This window comes from Streptomyces sp. NPDC001515 (assembly GCF_053597115.1).
The window spans coordinates 22,213-44,641 of the sequence record NZ_JBSFHN010000017.1 but is presented as its reverse complement, the minus strand read 5'-3'; the positions used below and the strand labels follow the sequence as shown (position 1 = coordinate 44,641).

Sequence of the window (22,429 nt, the reverse complement as noted above, 5' to 3'; positions counted from 1 at the left end):
AGAACGGATCGCGAAAAGGTGGTCCGGGCGGCGAGATCCGGGAATGGAAAAAGCGCACGCGCCCCGGGCGGGGAATTCTCACCGCCGTACGGGACCGTATTCCACTCCGCGCACCAGCGCATCGCCCCCGGCCGCAGAAAGGAGACGGAAAGCGATGGCGAGTACCCGACTGGCGCTCATGTTCCCCGGCCAGGGAGCCCAGCGACCCGGCATGGGCCTGCCCTGGCGCCGCACCGCCGGCTGGTCCGTGGTGGCGGAGATCTCCGAAGCGGCGGGCCGGGACGTGGAGTCCCTGCTGCTGGACGCCGACACGGCGACCCTGCGCCGCACCGACAACGCCCAGCTGACCACCTTCACCCTGGCCCTGGTGGCCCTCACCGAACTGCGCCGCCAGCACCCGCTGGCCACCTTCCCCGGCGCCTGCGCCGGACACAGCCTGGGCGAGTACGCCGCCCTGGTCGCCGCCGGAATCCTCGACCCGCAGGACGCGGCCCGCCTCATCCTGGCGCGCGGCGCCGCGATGCAGCGGGCCTGTGAACGCGCCGAGGGCGCCATGGCCGCCGTGCTCGGCCTGGACACCGACCGCGCCCAGGACGTGGTCGACGGCATCCACGCGGACGGCGGCCAGGTCTGGGTGGCCAACCTCAACTCCCCGCAGCAGACGGTGATCGCGGGCCGCGCCGCCGACGTGGAGCGCTGCTCACGGGCCGCCGAGCGGGCGGGGGCGGCGAAGGTGGTGGCCCTGACCGTCGGCGGCGCCTTCCACACCCCGCTGATGGCCCCGGCCGTGGAACCGTTCGCGCGGGCCCTGGCCACGGCCCGCTTCATGCCGGGCCACTCGGCGGTCGTCTCCAACGTGGACGCCCGCGCCCACCGGGGCGGCCCGCACTGGGCGGAGCTGCTGCGCCTCCAGCTCACCGCCCCGGTCCGCTGGTCGGACACCCTGCACACGCTCACCCGGGAGCTGGCCTGCGACCGCCTGATGGAGATCGGTCCGGGCCGGACCCTGACCGGCCTGGCCAAGTCCACGGTCCCGCGCGTCCCCCGGGACACCTTCTCCGACCCCCAGGCGGTCCTGACCCCGGCGGCCTGAGGAGCCCCCCGCCTCCGGCGCCCGAACCCGGGCCCCGGACCCATGAACCACCACCCGCGCACGGCCGCATCCCTCCCCCGGGCGGCCGAGCGAACGAAGGGCCGCCCTCCGCCGAAGCGGAAGGCGGCCCTTCGCCTTGATGCGGGCCCGGCGTCGCGAGCCGGACGCCGCGCGCCGGTCGTCACGCGCCGGACGTGAGGCGCCGGACATCACGCGCCAGCCGTCACGCTCCGGCCATCACGCACCGACCATCACGCACCAGCCGTCACGCGCCGAGCAGCCTGCGCACCCGGTCCGCCCCCACGGCCAGGAGCAGCGTGGGCAGCCGGGGCCCGGTGTCGCGGCTGACGAGCAGCCGGTAGAGCAGCGCGAAGAAGGACCGCTGGGCGACCTTCAGCTCCGGCGTCGGCTTGGCCTCGGGGTCCAGCCCCTCCATGACCTTCGGCACGCCGTAGACGAGCGTGGTCAGCCCGTCGAGCGACCAGTGCGTGTCCAGCCCCTCCAGGAGCAGCCGCAGGGACTCGCGCCCCCGCTCGTCCAGCGAGCCGAGCAGTTCCTTGTCCGGCTCGTCGCGGACGATGGTGCGGGCCTCGGCCGGGACCTGGGTGGTGATCCAGTTCTCGGCGCGGTCGAGCCGGGGCCGGGCCTCGTCCAGCGAGGTCAGCGGGCTCGTGGGGTCCAGCTCGCTGAGGATGCGCAGCGTCTGGTCCTCGGCGCCCGCCGTGATGTCGGCGACCGAGGCCAGGGTGCGGTACGGCAGCGGGCGCGGCGTGCTGGGCAGCGGACCGGCGGCGGTCCCGATCGCGCGCGCGTACGCCGCGGCGTCGGCCGGGAGCACGGTGCCGTCGGCGACCTTGCGGCCCAGCGAGTCCCACTCGTCGTAGAGCCGCTGGATCTCCTGGTCGAAGGCGATCTTGAAGGACTGGTTGGGCTTGCGGCGCGCGTACAGCCAGCGCAGCAGCGGCGCCTCCATGATCTTCAGCGCGTCGGCCGGGGTCGGCACCCCGCCCTTGGAGGAGGACATCTTCGCCATGCCGGAGATGCCGACGAAGGCGTACATCGGGCCGATCGGCTGTACGCCGTCGAAGACCTCGCGGACGATCTGCCCGCCCACGACGAACGAGGAACCGGGCGAGGAATGGTCCACCCCGCTGGGCTCGAAGATCACGCCTTCGTAGGCCCAGCGCATCGGCCAGTCGACCTTCCAGACCAGCTTGCCCCGGTTGAACTCCTTGAGCCGCACGGTCTCCGCGAAGCCGCAGGACGCGCAGGTGTAGTTCAGCTCGGTGGTCTCGTCGTCGTACGAGGTGACCTGCGTGAAGTCCTTCTCGCAGTTGCCGCAGTACGGCTTGTACGGGAAGTAGCCCGCCGAGCCGCCGCTGCCGTCGTCCTCGCTCGCCGCGCCGGAACCGGCCTCGGCCTCCAGCTCGGCCTCGTCGACCTTCTTCTGCTGCTGGGGCTTCTTGCCGCCCTTGCCCGCGGCGGCCGGGTCCTTCTTGGTCCGGTAGCGGTCGAGGACGGCGTCGATGTCGGCGCGGTGCCGCATCGCGTGCAGGATCTGCTCGCGGTACGCGCCGGCGAGGTACTGCTCGGTCTGGCTGATCCCGTCGTACTCGACGCCCAGCTCGTCCAGGGACGCGGTCATCGCGGCCTTGAAGTGCTCGGCCCAGTTCGGATACGCGGAACCGGCCGGGGCGGGCACCGAGGTCAGCGGCTTGCCGATGTGCTCGGCCCAGGACGCGTCGACCCCGGCGACGCCGTTCGGCACCTTGCGGTAGCGGTCGTAGTCGTCCCACGAGATCAGGTGCCGGACGGTGTACCCCCGGCGGCGGATCTCGTCGGCGACCAGGTGCGGGGTCATGACCTCGCGCAGGTTGCCCAGGTGGATCGGGCCCGACGGGGAGAGGCCGGAGGCGACGACGACCGGTTTGCCAGGCGCACGACGCTCCGATTCGGCGATGACCTCGTCCGCGAAGCGGGAGACCCAGTCGGTCTCGGTGCTGCTCTGACTCTGAGCCACGGTCGGCACGTCCTTCTCTCGGCTAGGACTCACAGGGACGCCCTCGTGCGGGGGCACCCCCATTCTCCCAGGTACCGGCCGCAGCACGAAAACGGCTTTGCGATCGGCTCGGCGCCCCGTGGGATACTGGGATCCATCCCTTGTACCCCTACGGAAACGGCAGCCCGTCCCATGCCTGAGCACGGCTCGGTCAATTCCCTCGCTTCCACGCTCCAGCAGCAGCTGGCGGACGCCCTGACGGCAGCCCTGCCGGAGGCCGGCACCGCGGACCCGCTGCTGCGCCGAAGCGACCGGGCCGACTTCCAGGCCAACGGCATCCTGGCCCTCGCCAAGAAGCTGAAGGGCAACCCCCGGGAGCTGGCCGACCGGGTCACCGCCGCGCTGCCGGCCTCGGAGCTGATCCAGGACATCGAGGTCTCCGGCCCCGGCTTCCTGAACGTCACGCTGACCGACCGGGCGATCACGCGGACCCTGGCCGCGCGCGCCGCCGACACCGACCGGCTCGGCGTGCCGGTGAACGCCTCGGCGGGCACCACGGTCGTCGACTACGCCCAGCCGAACGTGGCGAAGGAGATGCACGTCGGCCATCTGCGGTCCGCCGTGATCGGCGACGCCATGGTGCGGATCCTGGAGTTCACCGGCGAGAGCGTCGTGCGGCGCCACCACATCGGGGACTGGGGCACCCAGTTCGGCATGCTCATCCAGTACCTGATCGAGCACCCCGACGAGCTGGACCACGGGGACGCGGCGGGCGAGGCGGCCGGCGAGGCCGCGATGTCCTCGCTGAACCGGCTCTACAAGGCCTCGCGGGCCCTCTTCGACTCCGACGAGGAGTTCAAGGCGCGGGCCCGGGACCGGGTGGTGGCCCTCCAGGCGGGCGACCCGGAGACGCTGGCGATGTGGCAGCGGTTCGTCGACGAGTCGAAGATCTACTTCTACTCCGTCTTCGACAAGCTGGACATGGAGATCAGCGACCCCGACATCGTCGGCGAGTCCGGCTACAACGACATGCTGGAGGAGACCTGCCGCATCCTGGAGGAGACGGGCGTCGCCGTCCGCTCCGAGGGTGCGCTCTGCGTCTTCTTCGACGACGTGAAGGGCCCGGACGGCAACAAGGTCCCCCTCATCGTCAAGAAGTCCAACGGCGGCTACGGCTACGCGGCGACCGACCTCTCCGCGATCCGCGACCGGGTGCAGAACCTGAAGGCCGACAGCCTGCTCTACGTGGTGGACGTCCGGCAGTCCCTGCACTTCAAGATGGTCTTCGAGACCGCCCGCCGGGCCGGCTGGCTGAACGAGGACACCAAGGCCCACCAGCTGGCCTTCGGCACGGTCCTCGGCAAGGACGGCAAGCCCTTCAAGACCCGTGAGGGCGTCACGGTCCGGCTGGAGGACCTCCTGGACGAAGCGGTCGACCGGGCGACGGCCGTGGTCCGCTCGAAGGCCGAGAAGGTCGGCCTGACCGAGCAGGAGATCGTCGAGAACGGCCGGTACGTCGGCATCGGCGCCGTGAAGTACGCCGACCTGTCGACCTCCGCCGTCCGCGACTACAAGTTCGACCTGGACCAGATGGTCTCGCTCAACGGCGACACCTCCGTCTACCTCCAGTACGCCTATGCCCGGATCCGCTCCATCCTCCGCAAGGCCGGCGACGCCAAGCCCGCCGCCCACCCGGAGCTGCCCCTGGCCCCCGCCGAGCGCGCCCTCGGCCTCCACCTGGACCAGTTCGGCGAGGTCCTCTCCGAGGTCGCCGCCGCCTACGAGCCCCACAAGCTCGCCGCGTACCTCTACCAGCTCGCCTCGCACCTCACCACGTTCTACGACCAGTGCCAGGTCCTCAGCGACGAGAACCCGCCCGAGGTCGTGGAGAACCGCCTCTTCCTCGTGGAGCTGACGGCCCGCACCCTGCACAAGGGCATGGCCCTCCTGGGCATCCGGACGCCCGAGCGCCTCTGACGCCTCCGGGTCCGGCACCCGCGCGCCCTCACCGCCCCGCACCGGCTTCCGGTGCGGGGCGGTGGTGCGTACGGCGGCCCGCCGCCGGACCCCGTTGACCACGGCCCCGCGCCGGGGCGATAGTGACGCGGCTGACACGCGTCAGCGTGGCCGGCGGCGGCATCAGGGGTGGGGATCTCATGCGGGAGTACGGGGACGACACGTCGTCCCGAACGGCGCCGGAAACGGTCCGGGCGGCGCTCGACGGCGGACACCAGGCCGAAGACGACACGTCATCGAGGGCGACGGCGCACACGACCCCACCGGCCTCCGACGACGAGCACCACCCGACCGGAGACGACACGTCACCGGGGGCGACGGCGCACACGGCCCCGCCGGCCTCCGACGACGAGCACCACCCGACCGGAGAGGACACGTCACCGGGGGCGGCGGCGCACATGGTCCGGGCGGCGCTCGACGGCGGGCGCCTCGCCGAGGCCCGGCTGCGGGCCGAGGCGGCGCTGGAGGAGCACGGACCGGACGCCGTGCTGTACGAACTGCTCGGCCGGGCACACGTGGCCGAGGACGAGGACGACCACGACGACGAGGCCGAACGCGTCTACCGCCGGGGCCTGGAGCACTTCCCCGACGACCTCGGCCTGCTCGCGGCGTACGCGGAGCTGTGCCTGCGCTCGGACCCGCTGGACCGCCCCGGCCGCAGCGCCCGGGGCCCCGCCCTGGCCGACCGGATCATCGCTCTCGCCCCGGACTCGCCCCAGGCGCTCCGCGTGGGACAGCACGCGCGCGGGGAGATCATGCCGATCCCGCAGGGCGGCACGCTGTCCCCGGGTGCCCTCGCCCACATCCAGCGCCACGACGTGCGCGCCGCGCTGGCCGACGCCCCCGACCTCACCGCGGCGGCCCGCCTGGCCTGGGAGCAGGCCGCCGCCTCCCCGTACGATCTGCGCCTCGCGATCCGCGCGGACACCCTCCTCGCGCTCGACCGGCCGGGCCACCGGCTGCTCCGGTTTCCCGCACGGGCCCCGATGGCGGCGCTGTTCACCGTGACGGTGCTGGTCGCGGCGTTCCTCGTCACCCGGGCCGCGTTCCACTGGCCGGCCTGGACGGGCGTCGCCGTCCTGCTGCTCAGCGCCCCGACGATGCTGCTCGCCCGGCTGGAGCACCGGGCCCGGACCCTGGCCACGGCCCGGACCCCCGCCCCTCCGCCGGACACCGTCCTGCCCGACAGCCCCCTGCCGCCGCCGCCCGCGTACAGCTCCCGCGAGTCGTCCGCCCGCCTGGCCGCCGGCACGATGGTCCTCTGCGCGGCCGTCTCCCCGCTGCTCCGGTCGGCCCCGCAGAACACGGACTACCCGCACTACGTGGCCACGCCCCCGCCCACCCTGCTGGGCGCCCCGCTCCTGACCGCCGTACCGTCCGGGGACGGCACCGGTCCGGACGCGGTCACGACCGAGTCGGACGGCTTCGGCCCCGGCGACTTCATGTACGCCTACGGCACCCCGAAGGACATGCTGACCGGCGAGCCCGTCGCGCTCGTCATCGGGATGACGGGCGACTACCACGGGGCCGACCCGGACGCGGTCCGCGTCTACGAACACGACCTCTCCGAATCGGACTCCACGATCGACGACGTGTGGAACGCACCCCCGGGCCCCCACGGCGGCCACCTGCGCTGCGTCGCCTACTCCACCGACGCGGAGGACGACGGCGCCCACTCCGCGTGCACCTGGCTGGACCGGGGCAGCTACGGCACGGTCGTCCTCAACAAGCCCTCCCTCACCCGCGAAACCGCCGCCGCGATCGCCCGCACGACCCGCGACGCGGTGCTCCGCGAGGACACGTCGGGGAGCACCAGGGCCTGACGCCCTTCCTCCCGACACGCCCCGGCGGCCGCGAAGTCGGCGCGGGGACGCGGATCGACGCGGGGTCTGAAGCGGCCCCCGTTGTCAGTACCGCCGCCTACTGTTCCGGTATGGCGACGCTTCCGAACCCGCTCCGTACCCCCGCCGACGCAGGGCTGCCGCTTCCGCCGGGGAGCTTCGTGGACTCCACGATGGACGGCCCGTGGCACGAACCCCTGCTCTGGTACGGGGAGGAGGCGGCGGTGCCCGGGACGTGGGCGGCGCTGCGTGACCTCGGGCGGCCGGTGGGGCTGCTGCCGGTGCTGATCGACGGCGGGATGCGGAACGAGCTGCCGCAGCACTGGGACCTGGCCCCGGCCCGGATGTCGTACGCGGGGGACCACGACGCGGAGGACGTGCTGCGCGGGTTCTGGGAGGAGTACGCGGGCGACGAACTGCCGCCGGGCGACTCCTCCGTGATCGCCTGGCCGGGTCTGGCACCGGAGCCGGCCGTGGCCGGGCGGCACACCCCGGAGGAGCTGGCGGCGGCGATCGCCGACCAGATGACGGAGATCGGCGGGCCGATGGCCGGTCTGCGGGCGGGACTGGTGCCCGCGCGCCGCAGCGCGGACATACCGGCGGCGATCGGCTGGACGGGCCCGACGAACCACGAGAACGACGTGGCACGGCTCTGCGCGGTGCTGCGCTCCTGGGAGGACCGCTTCGACGCGCGCGTCGTCGCCCTCGGCTTCGACACGATGATCGTCTCCGTGGGCCGCCCGCCGACGACGCCCGCCGAGGCCGGCGCCCTGGCGATGGAGCACTTCGCGTTCTGCCCGGACAACATCCAGCAGTCGACGCTCAGCACGCTGGAGGTATACGCGGAGAAGGCCGTGCTCCACCAGGAGGTGTGGTCCTTCTGGTGGGACTGAGGCGGGTGGGACCGAGCCCCGTACGGCCCCGGTGACAGACAACCAACCCCGCATTGGTCTTGACCAATTTCCCCGAGTGTGAGAATCATGACCGGAGTCGTCACGGAACCTTCATAACTGCTCCGCAGGAGAACCACGCACTATGCGCATACCGACCTCCGCCGCCCTCGCGGCGCTCGGCGGTGCCCTCGTCCTCGGGCTCACCGTCACTCCGGCCGCTCAGGCCGCCCCCGCCTCCGGGGACTGCGCCACCAACGCCTTCGGCATCGCCGGACAGTACGGCGAGTTCGTCCTCGGGGACGACGTCCACTCCCCCGACGCGGAAGGCGCCGTGGCGGTGGGCGGCAACGCCGACTTCCGGGGCGGGTTCAGCGTCGGCAACGAACTGACGTCCGCCCAGGTCGACGCGCTGCCCGGCCGGGCGTCGCTCGTCGTGCGGGGCGATCTGCTCAACGGCGGTTCGGCGACCGTCGTGATGAAGGGCAACGCCGTCGTCGGCGGATCGGTGAAGGACCGGGCCGTCGAGCTGCACAACGGGACCTTCGCCAAGAAGGCCGATCTCATCGACTTCGACGGCGAGTTCGCCAAGCTGCGCGCCTACTCCGAGGCCCTGGCCGGCGAGCAGGCCACCGCCGGCACCGACGTGCGGCTCGACGGGAGCAGGCTGACGCTGACCGGAACGGACACCGGCCGCAACGTCTTCTCCGTCCCGGCCTCGCAGTTGGAGAAGGCGAAGGAGGTCTTCGTCAAGGTCCCGGCCGGGGCGACGACGATCGTCAACGTCACGGGTACGGGCTACGACATGGCGAGCGCCGGCACGACGGGCTTCTTCCTCTCGGGCGGCCAGGACTTCGTCCTGGACGACAAGCTGCAGAGCGCGAACGACGGGGCGGTCCGCGCCCGGCTGCTGTGGAACTTCCCGGACGCCACCAAGATCGTCAAGAGCAGCCATGCGGCCTGGCCGGGCAGCGTCCTCGCCCCCCGCGCGCACCTGGAACTGGGCACGGGCGCCCCGGTGAACGGCTCGGTGTGGGTGGCCTCGCTGCACGGATCGGGCGGCGCGGAAACGCACCACTTCCCGTTCACCGGCTGCCTCCCCGAGGTCCCCGGCACCACGCCCCCGTCGCCCGGCACGCCCACGACGACGCCCCCCACGACCGCCTCCCCGTCGCCCTCGGCACCGCCCTCCGGAAGCGCCACCCCGTCGGCCGCTCCGTCGGGCACCCCGTCCGGTTCGGCGTCCCCCGGTGCCCCGGCACCGTCCGCCTCCCCCTCCCGGCCCGCCGAGGGTGACCTCGCCACCACCGGGAGCAGCAACATGCTCCCGATCGCCCTCGGCGGCGCCGCGGTCGTCGCCGTCGGTGCGGGCCTGGTCGTCATGACCCGCCGCCGCAAGCGCGCCTGACACCGGCCCCGCACGCGTCCAACGGCCCCCGGATTCCCCTCCACCGAGCGGATTCCGGGGGCCGCCCGCGTAGGGCCCGTACGGCCGGCACGGCGAGGGCACCCCGCACCGGCCCGGCCCCGCGCACGCGCAAACGCGCGGACGCATGGGCTCATGGCCGTCCGGGCGGCACCGGCCGCCCCGCAGGCCGCCCGCTCGGACCACGAACATCACCCCTGGACAGAGCACCGCCGCCCACCGAGCATGAGGGACGTCGGCCAGGAAACCCATCCGGCCCCACCGCCCCCGGAGCGCTCAGTGACCTCACCCGCCCCTGCCCCCGTCTCCCCCGACTCCCCCGACTCCCCCGTCTCCCCCGTCTCCCCCGACTCCCCCGACTCCCCCGAAATTCAAGCCCTGTTGACGACCTTGAACGGCCAGCGCCGCCACATCCTCGGCATACTCGACGGGCTCTCCGACGAGGACCTGCGCCGCCCGGTCCTCCCCTCGGGCTGGAGCTGCCTCGGCCTCGTCCAGCACCTCGCGCTCGACGTCGAACGCTTCTGGTTCCAGGCCGTCGTGACGGGCGACAAGGAGGTCATCGCCTCCCTCGCGGAGATCGATGACGCCTGGCAGGTCCCCGCCACCACCCCCGCCGCCGACGTCCTCGCCCGCTACCGCACGGAAACCGCCCGCGCCGACGCCATCGCCACCGCGTCCGCCCCCGAAATCCCCCTCGCCTGGTGGCCCCAGGACCTCTTCGGCGACCCCCACCTCCACACCCTCCGCGACGTCCTCCTCCACGTCCTCGCCGAAACCGCTTGCCACGCGGGCCACTTGGACGCCGCCCGCGAACTGCTGGACGGGCGCCGGTGGCTGGTGCTGACGTAGGTGTACGCCCCGGGCGTGCGGTGACGAGAATCCGGTCGGCGCGGGACCGGGCGGGCAGCCACATGCGGACAGGGGACTCGACCTCGCGGCACCGACGGAAGTGTCGGACCTCAAGACGGCTTCTCACCAGGCGGCACGTCCGTGCGGACGTCGGCCCCCATGCGCTCGGCAGCCCGTGCTGAACGGCGCGCGGGCGGGGAAGACTCCCAGCACTGCCGGTGGACGGGGAGGAGGCGGTGGACGTGGCCGCGGTCAGGGGCACGGACTCGGCGCTCAAGCGGGCCCGGCTCGCACTGAACATGACGCTGGAGGAGGCGGCGGACGCCTTGAACGCGGTCACGGGCGGTGCGACGGACGCAAGCCTGATGAGCGGGTGGGAGTCGGGCCGGCGCCGCACAGGCAAACGCAACCGCGCGGGCCTGTGCCAGGTGTATCGCGAGCGGCCGGAGGTGCTGTTCGCCCACCAGGACGGCGCGGCCACCAGCGTGCTGGAGACCTCCGGCACCGCCGTGGTGGTCCAGGTGCTGACCCGCTGGACCGACCTGGTCGGGGCCATGGTCGACGTCGTTGCCGGAGCACGCGAGCAGTTGGTCGTCACTGGCTCCCGCTCGCGGGAGAAGGCGTATCTTGCGGCGATCGAGACGGCCGTGGCCCAGCATCCGGACCTGGTCCACTACCGCGTGCTGTACGGCCCCCCGCGACACCGGGCCCTCGCCGATCACCTGCTGCGACTGCTGGAACTGCGCGATCCGTCCGGGCGCCGCAACGGAATCAAGACACTCCACATCGGGATGGTGGAGCCCGCAGGGGCGCTGGAGAGGTTCTTCGTCGCCTCCGAGACAGCCGCGGTGGTCCCGCTGCCGTCGTTCCACGGGGCGGAGGGGTTCGACTGCGGCGTGCTGCTCGGCCGCGAGGCCGCGGTGGGACTGGTCCACCATGGGCGGGAGGCATGCGCCTCGGCACGGCCGGTGGAGACGACCGAAGCCGTCCGCGCGCTGCCGGTACGGCGCACCTAGGGTCGAGGGAGAAGCGTGACCGAGGACTTGTCGCAGACGGCTCGGATTCGAACGGCGTCCGTGGTCGAGCTGGCGAGCGAGCTGATCCGCCGTCCGAGCCGGGCGGGGTTCGACGACTACGGGCCCGTCCTCGCGGTGTTGGAGGACTGGCTCGCCGCCCGCGCGCTGCCCCACCGACGTCTGCACGACGCGACGGGCGCCTTGGTAGGGCTGCTGGTGGAGATCCCCGGCGGGCATCCCGGGCCGTGGTGGACGTTGGACGCGTGCGTGGACACCGCACCGTACGGCGACGAGACCGCCTGGACCTTCCCGCCGACGTGCGGCAACGTCGTGGACGGCTGGCTACGCGGCCGCGGGGCGGCCGACTCCAAGCTCGCCGCCGCGATGTTCTGCCACATCGCCGCCGACCTCGCTCCCCGCGCACACCAGTTCGCGGGCGGGCTCGCCGTGCTCCTGGACGTCGATGAGCACACCGGCGGCTTCGGCGGCGCCCGCGCCTACCTCGCCGACCCGCACACGGCCCGTCCGGCGGGGGTGATGATCGGCTACCCCGGCATGGACGAGGTCGTGGTCGGTGGCAGGGGGCTGTGGAGGGCCACCATCACGGTCCACGCTCCCTCCGGGCACTCCGGCTCCAACAGGACCGTGGTCGGCGCGGTCTCCCGCGCCGCCCACCTCGTACGGCTTTTGGACACCGCCGAACTGGCCGGTGCTGGTGACGGGGCGGGCTTCCCGCTGCCGCCGAAGCTGTCGGTCACTGCCTTCCACGGCGGGCAGGGCTTCTCCGTCACGCCGGACCGGGTCGACATCAACGTGGACATCCGCACCACCACGGCCTTCAACGCGCACGACGCCGAGATTCTCCTCCGCAGGGCCGTCGCCGAGCTCGACGCGGAGCTTCCCACTCCGGCGCCCACCGAGATCGTCCCGGTCGCGGTGTGGCCGCCGTTCCGCCTCGGCGAGGACGAGCAGCCTGCCGCCGCCCTCCTCGGCGCCGCCGCCGAGGAGGGACTCGCCGTACGGGCGAAGACTGCGGGCCCGTCGAACATCGGCAATCTGCTCGCCGGAGAAGGCATCGCGGCCACCGCCGGCTTCGGAGTGCCGTACGAAGGGCTGCACGGCATCGACGAACGCGCGCACATCGCCCAACTCCCCTCGGTGTACGCCGTCTACCGGCGGGCCGTGCTCCACCTCCTCGGTGACTGACGTCCCAGCCGCGTCCCACCTTCCTCCCAGATCCACTCCCAGCAACCGCCCAACTCCGTCTCTGGGAACAGCTCCTCGATCGCGGTGTCATGGAGACAGCACCGATCGACGGAGACACCGCGACAAGGGGAGCCGGCCATGACCGAACAGACCATCATCACCACCACACCCGCGGACGGGAACACCATCGCCACGGCTTCGCGCGCCGGCAGCTTCGCACCGCATGTCAGCACCCACCCGGTGGCGGCCCTCACCCTGGGCCGCCAGGCGTTCAACGACTCGGACAAGGCCAACTACTTCGAGGGCTGACCAGCCCGGACACCACCGAGCACCCCGAGGGCCGGCCGCACGACGGCCGGCCCTCGGTCGCGTCTTGAAGGGGAGACAGGCAGATGGAACGGGAGTGGATGGCCGGCGGCACCGCCTCCGGCGGCGGAATCGAGATCGACGGGCTCGGCGGCGTGCGCCGGGCTCCGGCCGCGCGGGTCCGCACGGAGACCGACGGACCGGTGGCACTCACGGTCGTGGGCGACTGCCCGGTCACCGAACGGGATCTGCGCGGTGTCCTTCCTGCCGTGCGGGCGGGCCGCTGGGCGGAGCTGACCCGCTGGCCGGGCTCGTATTGGGTGGCCGCGAGCGACGGACGGCGGCACTTCGTGTGCGGAGACCTCGCCGGGATCCGGGCGGTCTACTACACGCCTCACGAGGAAGGAACCGTCTGGGCCAGCGATCCGGGCCTGCTGCGGCGGCCGCTCGTGCCGGACGTGCCGCTGCTGGCGGCCAGGCTCACGGCGGGCGAGCATCACTGGCCGCACCGCAGCCCGTACAAGCAGATCCGTCAGGTGCCCGGCGGGTTCGGTCTGCTGCTCGCGTCCGGGGCGCCGCAGCTCGTCGACATCCGCCGCATCGAGCCGGTGGACGGGCTCCGCGAGGGAGCCGAGCGGTTCGGCCGCGTCCTCACCGACGCCGTCCAGCACCGGGTGCGCACCGTCAGCGGGGCGGTGGGTGCGGATCTGTCCGGCGGCCTGGACTCATCCGCGGCTGTCGTACTCGCTGCCGGCGTCGGAACCGTGCACGCGGTCACGTACACCGACGGCTACACCAGTCGCGAGGACATGTCCTTCGCTGTTCGCGTCGCCGAGCACACCGCCGCCCGGCATACGGTCGCCAACGGCAGCGACGGGCAGCTGCCTTTCGGTTTCCCCGCGGGGCAGCCGACCGGGACGGAGCCGGTGCTGGAGGCCGCGACGTACGCCATGGACACCGCCTACCTGCGCCCCGTGCGAGGACTGCCGCTGCACCTGACCGGGCATGGCGGCGACATCGTGCTCGACGCGTCCAGCTCCTGCTGGGTCCGCCTCCTCCAGGACGGCCGACGCCGTGAGGCCCACCGCCAGGCCGTCGCGTTCGCCCGGTTGCGCAGCACCGCGCCGGGCCCCTATTGGAAGGCCCTCAAGCAGACCGCCGGCCTGGGGCGCAGCGGGTCTCTGGAGCGTGCCGCCGAGGTCCTGGAGCGCGGGCCCGTCGTCCGGGAGCATGCTCCGGGTGGCTGGTCGTGGTGCCGCCTCGGCGCGGCCGCTTCCTGGCTCACCGCGCACGGGCGGCACCAGGTCGCCGCACTTCTGCGGCAGGCCGCCGGAGACCAGCAGCCGGAGCTCGCCGACGAGTTCGACCAGTGGGCCGCCCTGCGGTCGGTCGGCGCCTCCGCACGCGGCTGGACCCCTTACGCCGAGACGCTCGGCATCCGGCCGGTGTACCCGTACCTGGACAATGAGGTCGTCCGGGCCGCGTTCGCCGTCCCGGCCTTCGCCCGGCGCGGGCTGGTGACGTACAAGCCGCTTCTGCGGGCCGCGCTGCCTCGGCTTCCGGACTGGCTGGCCTCCCGCTACTCGAAGGGCTCGTTCACGGCCCAGCGCATCGCCGGGCTCGCCCGCCACCAGGAGCTGCTGGACGACCTCATCGCGGCAAGTCCGCTCGTGGCCGGCGGGCTGGTCGACCCCGGCGCCGTCCGCGTGGCGCTCGCACGGGCGGCCCGGGGCCAGAGCGCCCCGGTGATCGCCGACCTGCACCAGCTGATCGTGACGTGCTGGTGGCTCACCGGCAGCACGGCCGGCAGGGCGGTGACGGAGTGCTGAGCCCCGCCCCTCACGTCCATCACGCCACGGGCCCGTACGGCACGGCGGTGCTCGACGTCCGGCGTGGGGCCTGGCTGATGCTCGACCCGGACGCGGCGAAGGTCTGGCACGCCATCACCGTACGCGGCGGCACGGCCGGACTCGCCGACGAGATCACCGCCCCCACCGGCCAGGACCCGCAGACGGTCAGCGTGCAGATCGACGCGATCGTCGACGAACTCCTGGCCGCCGGCGTGCTCGTCGACACCGCCCGACCGGGCCGGCGAAAGAAAAGGAGGTGGCGGCGGTGACGGTCATGGTCCCCACCGCGCGGCCCACCGCGCCGCGACGGGACCGCGCGGTCGCGGTCGTTGCGCTCGCCCTGTCCTTGGCGATGAGCCGGTTTCCGCTGCGCCCGCAGATCGCCGCCGTGCGGCTGCTGCGCGGCCTGCCGTACGCGCGTCTCGCTCAGCTCGAAGCCCGCTACACAGCGGTACTGGCGGTGATCCCCTCCTGGTGGCCGGGCCGTGTCGCCTGCATGGAGATCAGTCTCGCCACCGTCATCGCGACCGCGCTCACCGGCCGCCGGGCCCGGTGGGTGTTCGGGGCACGCTTCCTCCCCGATGCCGCGCACGCCTGGGCCGACGTCCCAGGGGGCGCGGTGGGCCGGGACATCGGCGACGCCGTCGACCGGCCGTGGACAGTCGTCCTCGCCGTGCCGTAGAGCCGCAAAGGGCTGCCGTGGTCCGGGGTCGGCTGGTGCTTCCTCGCTCCGGACCACGGCCGCACTCGAATGGGTGAATGTGAAGCGGTGAAGCTGACGGCGGGGCGGAGTGACCTGGGCCTACGGGCGGGGTGCCGGAACTATCCCGTTGCCCGGCCTCCACGTCCTCGTCCCTCATGGGGGCGTGAGTTCTTCCCCTGCCTTGCCGCCCGTTTCCGCTGCGGGCCGGCCGCCCGTGATGCGCCTGGCCTCCGACCGGCACTTCGAGGCAAGCGTCAACCTGTCCACGGGGGCGATGGCGCGCCGGCTGCCCCGCACGCTCGCCGAGGCGGCCCGGCTCGGCTGGCGCACCGACCACCGCGCTGTCCTGGCCCTGCTCGCCTGCCAGCTCGGAGCCGCCGTTCTCACCGCGACCGCGCTCGCGGCCACCACTCGCGTGCTGTCCGCCGTGTTCACCGCCGGCGACGTCGCCGCCTCTCTGCGAGAGAAGCCGACCGCCGTGGTGGTCCTCGCCCTGGCCGCCTCCGGGCGTTACCTGCTCGATGCCGTAGCCCGCGCGTCCGCGGCCCGGCTCGCGCCGAAGACCGTACGCGAAGCCGACCTCCAGGTCATCACCGCCGCGACCGCCGCCGAACTGGTCGCGTACGAGGACCCGGCCTTCGAGGACGCTCACGCCGCCGCCTCCGACGGAGCGGAGAAGACCGGCGATCTCATTCTCGACGCCCAGCTGCTGACCTCCGCCGCAGCTCAGATGGCCGCCGCGGCCACCGTTGTCACCGTCCTGCACCCGGTCGTCCTGCCCCTGTTGGTCCTCTCCGCCGTACCGTGCGCGTGGGGCGCTGTACGGGGGGCACAGATCGAGCACGCAACGCACCACCGCAACCTCGCCGACTCCCGGCTGCGCAGCGTCTTCCGCTCCTACAGCACCGAACGGAACACCGCCGACGAGGTCCGCGCGGGCACCATGGCCCACTTCCTGATCCGCCAGTACCGAATCGTCTCCGGCCGTTTGGAGGCCGAGCAGCTCAAGGCCACCCGCCAGGCCCTCGTGGTCCAGGGCATCGGCGACGCGCTCACGGCTGTCGGCACGGCTGCCACCTGGGGCGCGCTCGTGCTCCTGGTGGCGAGCGGCCGCATGGAGCTCCCGGTCGCGGGAACCGCCACCCTCGCGGTGCGGACCTCGGGGGCCGCACTCGACACGACCGTGCGGGCCGGGGCACGGTTGTTCCGCACCTCGCTCTCCCTGGACGACTGGGTTCGCTTCCTCGCCGTGGCCGAACCGTGGACGACGCGGCGCGGCAACGCCTCGGTCGCCGAGGACGGGCCGCAGGTCATTACCGCCGAGGGCGTCTCCTTCACGTACCCCGGGGCTGGCGCGCCCGCGCTCGACGGCATCGACCTGGGCCTCAAGCGCGGCGAGGTCATCGCTCTGGTCGGCGAGAACGGAGCCGGCAAGAGCACCCTCGCCCGCATCCTGACCGGCTTGTTCCTCCCCACCACAGGTTCGGTGCGGTGGGACGGGCTCGACCTGGCGGACGCCGACCCGGCCGGAGTCCTCGCCCAGGTCGCGCTCGTCCCGCAGGACTACACCCGCTGGCCGCTGGCCGCTCGCGAGAACATCACCCTCGGCCAGCCGTCCCCCGAGGGCGACACCGCCGTCCACGCCGCCGCCGAGGCCGCCGGCGCGGACAGTGTCATCGCCGCCCTGCCCCACGGGCTGGACACGTCGCTGGCGCGCTCCTGGTGGGGCGGACACGACCTCTCGGGCGGGCAGTGGCAGCGCGTCGCGGTCGCCCGCGCCTTCCACCGCGACGCCCCCGTCCTCGTGTTGGACGAGCCGACCGCCGCACTCGATGCCCGCGCCGAACACCGGATCTACACCCGCCTCAAGGCACTCGCCGCGGGTCGCGCCACCGTGTTCATCACGCACCGGCTGGCCAACACCCGCCTCGCCGACCGGATCATCGTCCTCGACCGCGGCCGCATCTCCGAGACGGGCACGTACGACGAACTGATCGCCAAGGCCGGAGGCTTCTTCGAGATGCTCAAGCTCCAGGAGGACCGGGACTGATCCGCAGCCGGCCACCGGCGGGCGCGAGCCCGAACGCCCAGCGCATGAGGCGGGAAGAGCTACGCTCCCGGCATGGCTGGTCCGACGCTCGTGATCGATCTGGCGGAGCCCGTATCCCCGGCTGCCCTGCGTGAGTTCACCGCGTTGATGCGCGGGCTCTCCACCCGCTTCGAGCAGCGGCGCGAGGGGGACTTCGACGTCAATGTGCCGGTGGAGCGCCTGGGCATCGAGCCGTCCGGGCCGGATGTGCGGGAGGGCGACGGTCACCGGCCCTTTCTGGTCTACCTGATGGGCGCCGGGGCAGGCGACGAGAGCCTCTTCGAGGCCGAACACGCCGACGAGTCCGAGGTGGAAGCACTCCTCGGCTTCAGGCCCGTCCAGGCCGTGAATGTCAGCGCCGACTGCAACGCCGGGATCGACCACGTGGCCACGGCCCTGCTCACGGCCGCCGTCGTCGAGGTGCTCGGAGGCGTGGTCAAGGCCGAACTGGCGAACGGACAGGAGGCGGTGATCGCCGGACTTCCCGGGGTACTGGGCCTCACCACCGAAGAGTTTCCGGTGGTCCTCGGAACGGCGGGCTTCCTGCGGGCCTGGGCCGCCCAGCCCGGCTTCCGGCTGCTCAAGTAGAACAGCGAAGGCAAGGCCCGGAGTTTCGTGCGAGCACTCCCGAACCAGCGGGCCGCTGTCGGTGAACGAGGCGGCTCCGAAGACGCCGCACACCGCTCGAAGGGCGTGAACGTGTCCGCGAGGCAGGTCGGCAGCGCCGTTGACCGGCCAGAACTCCGGTTCCACAACGAGGCCGGCCGACGCGAAGATCCCGCCCGGCGTACTCTGCCCGAACTCCACTGCCTGAGCCACGGATTAGGAGCCCCAGGATGACGACACCGCCCTTTCTGTACGTCGTGGTCTGCGCCGCGGGCATCGCGGGCGACGCCCACAGGCTGATCACCGCCGCGCAGGAGAAGGGGTGGGGTGTCGGGGTCGTGGCCACGCCCCAGGGGCTCGGTTTCCTCGACACGGAAGCGATCGAGGCCCTGACCGGCTACCCGGTCCGCTCGGCCTGGCGCAGTCCGGGCGACGCGCGTCCGCTCCCGCCGGCCGACGTCATCGCCGCCGCACCCGCCACCTTCAACACGATCAACAAATGGGCGGCCGGGATCGCCGACACCTTGGCCCTCGGCATCCTGTGCGAGGCGTACGGGATGGGCATCCCGACCGCTGTTCTCCCGTACGTCAACACGGCGTTGGCCGCGCACCCGGCGTACGGACGGAGCCTGGACCGGCTCCGGGAGATGGGCGTACGGATCGGGTCCTACGAGTCGCACGCGCCCAAGGCGGGCGGTGGGACGGGGCGCTTCCGGTGGGAGGAAGCGCTGGAACTGCTGGAGGGCGGCACCGCCTGGCCTCCGGGAAGGTGATCGCGGCGGAACAACGCGGTCCACAGGAACGTCACGCCGAAGAGCGCGGATTCGGGCGGCTCCTCGCGCATGCGGCGCAGTTCGACCTCCACCAGGTCGGAGAAGATCCAGCGCAGCGATTCGGGGGTGTACGCGAGTCCGCCCCGCAGATCGCGACCACGGTAGAGGTCCGCGTCGGTGAGTTCCGCACCCATGCCTCCCTCTCCGGCGGCGAAGCTGGTGAGGGCGAGATGGCCGCCGGGGGCCAGGACGCGGTCGAGGAGGTCCAGGTAGCTGACCCGGCGATGCGGCGGCAGGTGGTGGAAGCACCCCGAGTCGACGACCAGGTCGTACGGGCCGCTCAACTCGGTCGCGGGCAGGGCGAACGCGTCACCGCAGAGGAAGCGGACGTCGACGCCCGACTCCCGGGCCCGGTCCTCGCCCCACGCGAGGGCCACCGGGGAGAGGTCGACCGCGTCCACCTCGAAGCCGCGCGAGGCGAGGAAGAGCGCGTTGCGGCCCGCCCCGCAGCCCAGATCCAGGGCCCGGCCGGGGGCGATCAGGCCCCGGTCGAGGGCGGCGGCCAGGTTTTCGTCGGGCTTCGCCACGAAGAACGGGACCGGCCTCGACCGGTCGGTGTAGAAGCCGTCCCAGAAGTCCTGGCCGTCACCGGTCGCCGTGCGTCCGGCCTCCGGTTCAGATGTGAACAGTCCGTCCAAGAGCGCGAGAACGTCCTCGACGGTGCGTACGGTCCGGTCCACCCGGCCCCCCCTTTCGACCCTGTACGAGCGTAGGAGCGGGGAGAGTAAAAGACCAGGTCAGATGGTATTTCGCGACGTCTTGGACGGGCTGCTGCCAGCCTCGGAACGGACCGTCGGCCCACCCACTCCGGGCCCCGGCCCCGCCACCGCCCACGCACGCCTGCGTGGCCGGGAAAGGCCCGTCCCCGGCCACGCGCGGCGGACTTCTTCAACGCGTTTCCGCAGCGCCGACGCCCCAGGGCCTCAAGGCCGCAGCCCCCCCCTGAACCCAGTACCCCGGGAACCCCCTACCGCCTGCACAGACACCCCAATGTCACACTTTGCGCATGAGCAACCCCAAGGACCTCGTCCGTCAGTTCCTCCTCGACGTGCGCTCCGGCCGGCACCCCGAGCGGGCCGGTGACTTCATGGCGCCGCGCGTCCGGGCGCACCAGGTGGTGTCGGAGGCACCGGCGGTCGTGGAGCGCACGCCGGAGCAGTACGCGGAGCACGTACGGGAGATGCTCGACGCGTACGGGGAGTTCACGCTGACCGTGGACGAGCTGATCGCCGACGGCGACCGGGTGTACGCGCGCTGGACGCAGAAGGGGCGGCACGTGGGGCAGGTGGACGCGTTCGCGCCGACGGGGGAGCCGGTCACGGCGATGACCAGTGCGGTCTACCGCGTGGAGCACGGGCTGATCGCCGAGTACTGGATCCAGATCGACCGGCAGGGGATCACGGCCCAGCTCCTGCGGGCGGCCACGTCCGGGGAGTGAGCCGCACTCCCGTCAGCGCCGTGCGGGCCGGGGTGGCCGCGACTCGCGCAGCAGGCCCCTAAGTCCGTCCACTCGGGTGCGGACCTCGCACTCCTCCGGAGCGGCGGGCTCCGGAGGAACGGGGGTGCGGCAGGAGCGGCAGAGACCGTCGGGGAGTGCTTCGGCGGGGCCCGGGACACGGCACGCGGTGCACTCCATCGCCGGGACCGGCGCGGCCGGGGCGGGGGCCGTCCGGCGTACCGGCGGCAGCTTCTTCACGAGCCGGTCGCGGGTGAAGCCACGGGGTGAGGCGACCGCTTCGGGCAGCCCGGCGGTCAGGACGCGCACGAGGTAGTCGGTGCCGACGCCACGCATCAGCCACTGGGCGGCGAGCGGTTCCAGGACGGCGCAGTCGTCCTCCGAGAGCGCGAGCCGCGCATCGCGCTCACCGAGAAGGGCCAGGGCGCGGTAGGCGGGCGACGGCTCCACGGACGCCACCGGCACCTGCGCGACCACCGGGACACTCGTCGTGGCGGCCGTGCGCTGAGCCGGAACAGCGGGTGCGGCAGTCACCGGTCCGGACGCGGGCGTGGCGAGTACGGGCACAGGAACTGACGCAGGTACAGGTACAGGCACAGGCACAGGCACAGGCACCGACGCAGTCGTCTCGGACACACCACCGGCCGCCAGCTTCGCCCACCACTCGTTGTCGCGGGCCGTCCGCGACCAGTACGTACGGAACACCCACCGCACCTCGCCGCCTCCCGTGCTCACCGGGCACCGGAAGCGGCGCAGGTGTCCCGCCACCGAGAGGGCCGTCTGGGCGGACGCGATCGCCTGCTGCCCGTACAGGGGAATCTGCTTCGCGAGGCTCTTCACGCTCATCGACGCACCCTCGGGCAGACGCTCGATGAACCCGGCGACGCATCGCTCGCGCGCGGGCAGCAGCGCGAAATCGGCGGCGGAGCGAGGGAGTTGGCCGGGGGCGTCGCGCTTGCCGTAGCCGGGATTCGCCATCGGATGCGAGGCCGGTCCTGCGGGCGCGGAAAGGGTCGGGCTAATGTCGTGTGCAGCCATGGGATCGGCTTTCTACGTGGTGCGATCTCGGGTCAGACCCCGGCCGGTGTTGCTACGCCGCGTCGGGGTCGTCTTATGTGCTCGCACCGTAGACAGTCGACACGCTCCGTCGCAAGCCGTCACCATTAGTCATACTTGCTCGTCGTTACGGGGCGGGAGGCCGGGAGGTACTCCCAACCCCCCTTAACCACCCATCAGTTAAAGAAGGCGCTCGAATCCCGGCGCTCGACGCTCGACGCCCGGGTCCCCAGACCCGAGCCTCGGGCCGCACCCCGCCATCCGATCCCTCGAACGGGTGAAACGAACCTCCCCGTGCGTACCGGTCCGCTTCCGCGTCTCGACCCCCGAAGCCCGAGTACCGAGACCCGAGCTTCGAGCCCCGCGCGTGGCGCCCCGCGCCCGGACCAGTCAGCCGCGCGCCAGCCAGACCCGTGCGCCCGCCCCCGCCCCCGCCCCGATGTACAGCAACCAACTCGCCCAGACCGGTACCGGAGTCCTCGTCGTCGGCGGGCTGACGATGGCCGGCTGGTGGATCGCGGCGGTGGCGCTGACCGCGGTGGTGCTCGGGGCGTTGTGCGTACGGCTGGCGTTCCAGCGCGGTGAAGGGGCGTGAGCGCGGATGCTCCGGCACCTCTGGTCGCGCGTCGTCGTCCTGCGGTCAAGGTCGTCGCGGCGGTTGCGGCGCTGGCGGTGCTCGCCGTCGGGCTGACCGCGTACGGCGCGCGGGCGTACGCCCATGTCGCCGGGGTCCCCGTACCGCAGGAGTTGCGCGAGGGCGTCACGACGACCCCGATCAGCTCCGGCAGCATGGCCGGGGCCCTGTCCGTGGGCCAGGTCTTCGACTCCCTCGCCATCCGGGTCAACGGCCCCAAGGCGTGGGACGAGTCCTTCACCTCGCTCTGGCACTTCACCGACCTGGGCCGGACCTACCGGCTCTCGCTGAACAACGGCGTCCTCACCCACGCCGTCGTCCCCGACCGGCAAAGGAGGAAAGCCAACGGCGACCTCCGCCTGACCCTGACCAAGGACCGGCTGGCGGACCTCCTGGGGGGCACGACCACCGAGCCGATCGAGCACGAGGGCGACCTCATGGTCCTGCACCGCCTGCTGGACGCCCTGGACCGCACGGACCCGGCGTTCGCGATCGTCACTCCGTAGGCCGGCTCGGCGCCCTCACCGCGCAGGACGGCTCAGCACCCTGCGGGACGG

At 72.8% G+C, this 22,429-nt stretch carries 21 protein-coding genes; 18 read left to right on the top strand and 3 right to left on the bottom strand.

Annotated features, from left to right (window positions below; translation table 11 throughout):
- The first annotated feature begins 154 nt into the window (after positions 1 to 154).
- Positions 155 to 1,093, top strand: a complete 939-nt coding sequence (locus ACWCXC_RS19205) for an ACP S-malonyltransferase (RefSeq protein WP_450682541.1) — start codon at positions 155 to 157, stop codon at positions 1,091 to 1,093.
- A 265-nt stretch (positions 1,094 to 1,358) separates the two neighbouring features.
- Here ACWCXC_RS19205 and lysS read toward each other — a convergent pair whose 3' ends face one another.
- Positions 1,359 to 3,122, bottom strand: a complete 1,764-nt coding sequence (gene lysS, locus ACWCXC_RS19200; RefSeq protein ID WP_450890027.1) for a lysine--tRNA ligase — start codon at positions 3,120 to 3,122, stop codon at positions 1,359 to 1,361.
- A 162-nt stretch (positions 3,123 to 3,284) separates the two neighbouring features.
- Between lysS and argS the strand changes: the two genes are divergently transcribed.
- The 14 genes from argS (at position 3,285) to ACWCXC_RS19130 (ending at position 18,666) form a co-directional block, all read left to right on the top strand.
- The gene (gene argS, locus ACWCXC_RS19195) at positions 3,285 to 5,069 is read left to right on the top strand and encodes an arginine--tRNA ligase (protein ID WP_450682539.1); all 1,785 of its coding nucleotides are present in this window, start codon (positions 3,285 to 3,287) and stop codon (positions 5,067 to 5,069) included.
- A gap of 179 nt (positions 5,070 to 5,248) precedes the next feature.
- Entirely contained in the window at positions 5,249 to 6,931 is a 1,683-nt protein-coding gene (locus tag ACWCXC_RS19190) for a hypothetical protein (protein ID WP_450890026.1), read from the top strand.
- A gap of 110 nt (positions 6,932 to 7,041) precedes the next feature.
- Entirely contained in the window at positions 7,042 to 7,842 is an 801-nt protein-coding gene (locus ACWCXC_RS19185) for a DUF4253 domain-containing protein (protein ID WP_450890025.1), read from the top strand.
- Between the two features lie 142 nt (positions 7,843 to 7,984).
- Positions 7,985 to 9,247 (top strand): choice-of-anchor A family protein, encoded by a 1,263-nt coding sequence (locus ACWCXC_RS19180; protein ID WP_450682536.1) that lies wholly within the window; start codon positions 7,985 to 7,987, stop codon positions 9,245 to 9,247.
- Between the two features lie 399 nt (positions 9,248 to 9,646).
- Complete coding sequence (locus ACWCXC_RS19175) at positions 9,647 to 10,117, top strand: DinB family protein (RefSeq protein ID WP_450682535.1); 471 nt, start codon at positions 9,647 to 9,649, stop codon at positions 10,115 to 10,117.
- 242 nt (positions 10,118 to 10,359) lie between these two features.
- Entirely contained in the window at positions 10,360 to 11,133 is a 774-nt protein-coding gene (locus ACWCXC_RS19170) for an XRE family transcriptional regulator (protein WP_450890024.1), read from the top strand.
- 15 nt (positions 11,134 to 11,148) lie between these two features.
- Positions 11,149 to 12,339 carry a M20 family metallopeptidase gene (locus tag ACWCXC_RS19165; RefSeq protein WP_450890023.1) on the top strand — a complete coding sequence of 397 codons (1,191 nt, stop codon included), beginning with the start codon at positions 11,149 to 11,151 and terminating at the stop codon, positions 12,337 to 12,339.
- A 138-nt stretch (positions 12,340 to 12,477) separates the two neighbouring features.
- Positions 12,478 to 12,648 (top strand): hypothetical protein, encoded by a 171-nt coding sequence (locus ACWCXC_RS19160; protein WP_450890022.1) that lies wholly within the window; start codon positions 12,478 to 12,480, stop codon positions 12,646 to 12,648.
- 83 nt (positions 12,649 to 12,731) lie between these two features.
- Positions 12,732 to 14,474: an asparagine synthase-related protein gene (locus tag ACWCXC_RS19155; RefSeq protein WP_450890021.1), complete on the top strand. Its 1,743-nt coding sequence runs from the start codon at positions 12,732 to 12,734 to the stop codon at positions 14,472 to 14,474.
- Positions 14,468 to 14,764, top strand: coding sequence for a PqqD family peptide modification chaperone (locus tag ACWCXC_RS19150; RefSeq protein WP_450890020.1), 297 nt, complete (start codon positions 14,468 to 14,470; stop codon positions 14,762 to 14,764). The genes ACWCXC_RS19155 and ACWCXC_RS19150 overlap by 7 nt, the downstream gene beginning before the upstream one ends.
- Positions 14,765 to 14,769: 5 nt before the next feature.
- Positions 14,770 to 15,177, top strand: coding sequence for a lasso peptide biosynthesis B2 protein (locus ACWCXC_RS19145; RefSeq protein ID WP_450890098.1), 408 nt, complete (start codon positions 14,770 to 14,772; stop codon positions 15,175 to 15,177).
- A 184-nt stretch (positions 15,178 to 15,361) separates the two neighbouring features.
- Entirely contained in the window at positions 15,362 to 17,248 is a 1,887-nt protein-coding gene (locus tag ACWCXC_RS19140) for an ABC transporter ATP-binding protein (RefSeq protein WP_450890019.1), read from the top strand.
- A gap of 72 nt (positions 17,249 to 17,320) precedes the next feature.
- Positions 17,321 to 17,875, top strand: a complete 555-nt coding sequence (locus ACWCXC_RS19135) for a DUF6368 family protein (RefSeq protein ID WP_450890018.1) — start codon at positions 17,321 to 17,323, stop codon at positions 17,873 to 17,875.
- Between the two features lie 248 nt (positions 17,876 to 18,123).
- The gene (locus ACWCXC_RS19130) at positions 18,124 to 18,666 is read left to right on the top strand and encodes a flavoprotein (RefSeq protein WP_450890017.1); all 543 of its coding nucleotides are present in this window, start codon (positions 18,124 to 18,126) and stop codon (positions 18,664 to 18,666) included.
- Here the strand turns inward: ACWCXC_RS19130 and ACWCXC_RS19125 are convergent.
- A complete protein-coding gene (locus ACWCXC_RS19125) occupies positions 18,561 to 19,406 on the bottom strand; it encodes a class I SAM-dependent methyltransferase (protein WP_450890016.1) in 846 nt (281 codons plus the stop codon). The two genes, ACWCXC_RS19130 and ACWCXC_RS19125, sit on opposite strands and share 106 nt — an antisense overlap.
- Positions 19,407 to 19,732: 326 nt before the next feature.
- On the opposite strand from ACWCXC_RS19125, the gene ACWCXC_RS19120 reads away from it, so the two are divergent.
- Positions 19,733 to 20,164 (top strand): ester cyclase, encoded by a 432-nt coding sequence (locus tag ACWCXC_RS19120; protein ID WP_450682532.1) that lies wholly within the window; start codon positions 19,733 to 19,735, stop codon positions 20,162 to 20,164.
- Between the two features lie 12 nt (positions 20,165 to 20,176).
- Here the strand turns inward: ACWCXC_RS19120 and ACWCXC_RS19115 are convergent, their stop codons facing one another.
- Positions 20,177 to 21,160 carry a MarR family transcriptional regulator gene (locus ACWCXC_RS19115; protein ID WP_450890015.1) on the bottom strand — a complete coding sequence of 328 codons (984 nt, stop codon included), beginning with the start codon at positions 21,158 to 21,160 and terminating at the stop codon, positions 20,177 to 20,179.
- A gap of 445 nt (positions 21,161 to 21,605) precedes the next feature.
- Between ACWCXC_RS19115 and ACWCXC_RS19110 the strand changes: the two genes are divergently transcribed.
- Positions 21,606 to 21,833, top strand: coding sequence for a hypothetical protein (locus ACWCXC_RS19110; protein WP_450890014.1), 228 nt, complete (start codon positions 21,606 to 21,608; stop codon positions 21,831 to 21,833).
- A complete protein-coding gene (locus ACWCXC_RS19105) occupies positions 21,830 to 22,378 on the top strand; it encodes an alkyl sulfatase C-terminal domain-containing protein (protein ID WP_450890013.1) in 549 nt (182 codons plus the stop codon). Before ACWCXC_RS19110 ends, ACWCXC_RS19105 begins: the two co-directional genes overlap by 4 nt.
- Positions 22,379 to 22,429: the final 51 nt, after the last annotated feature.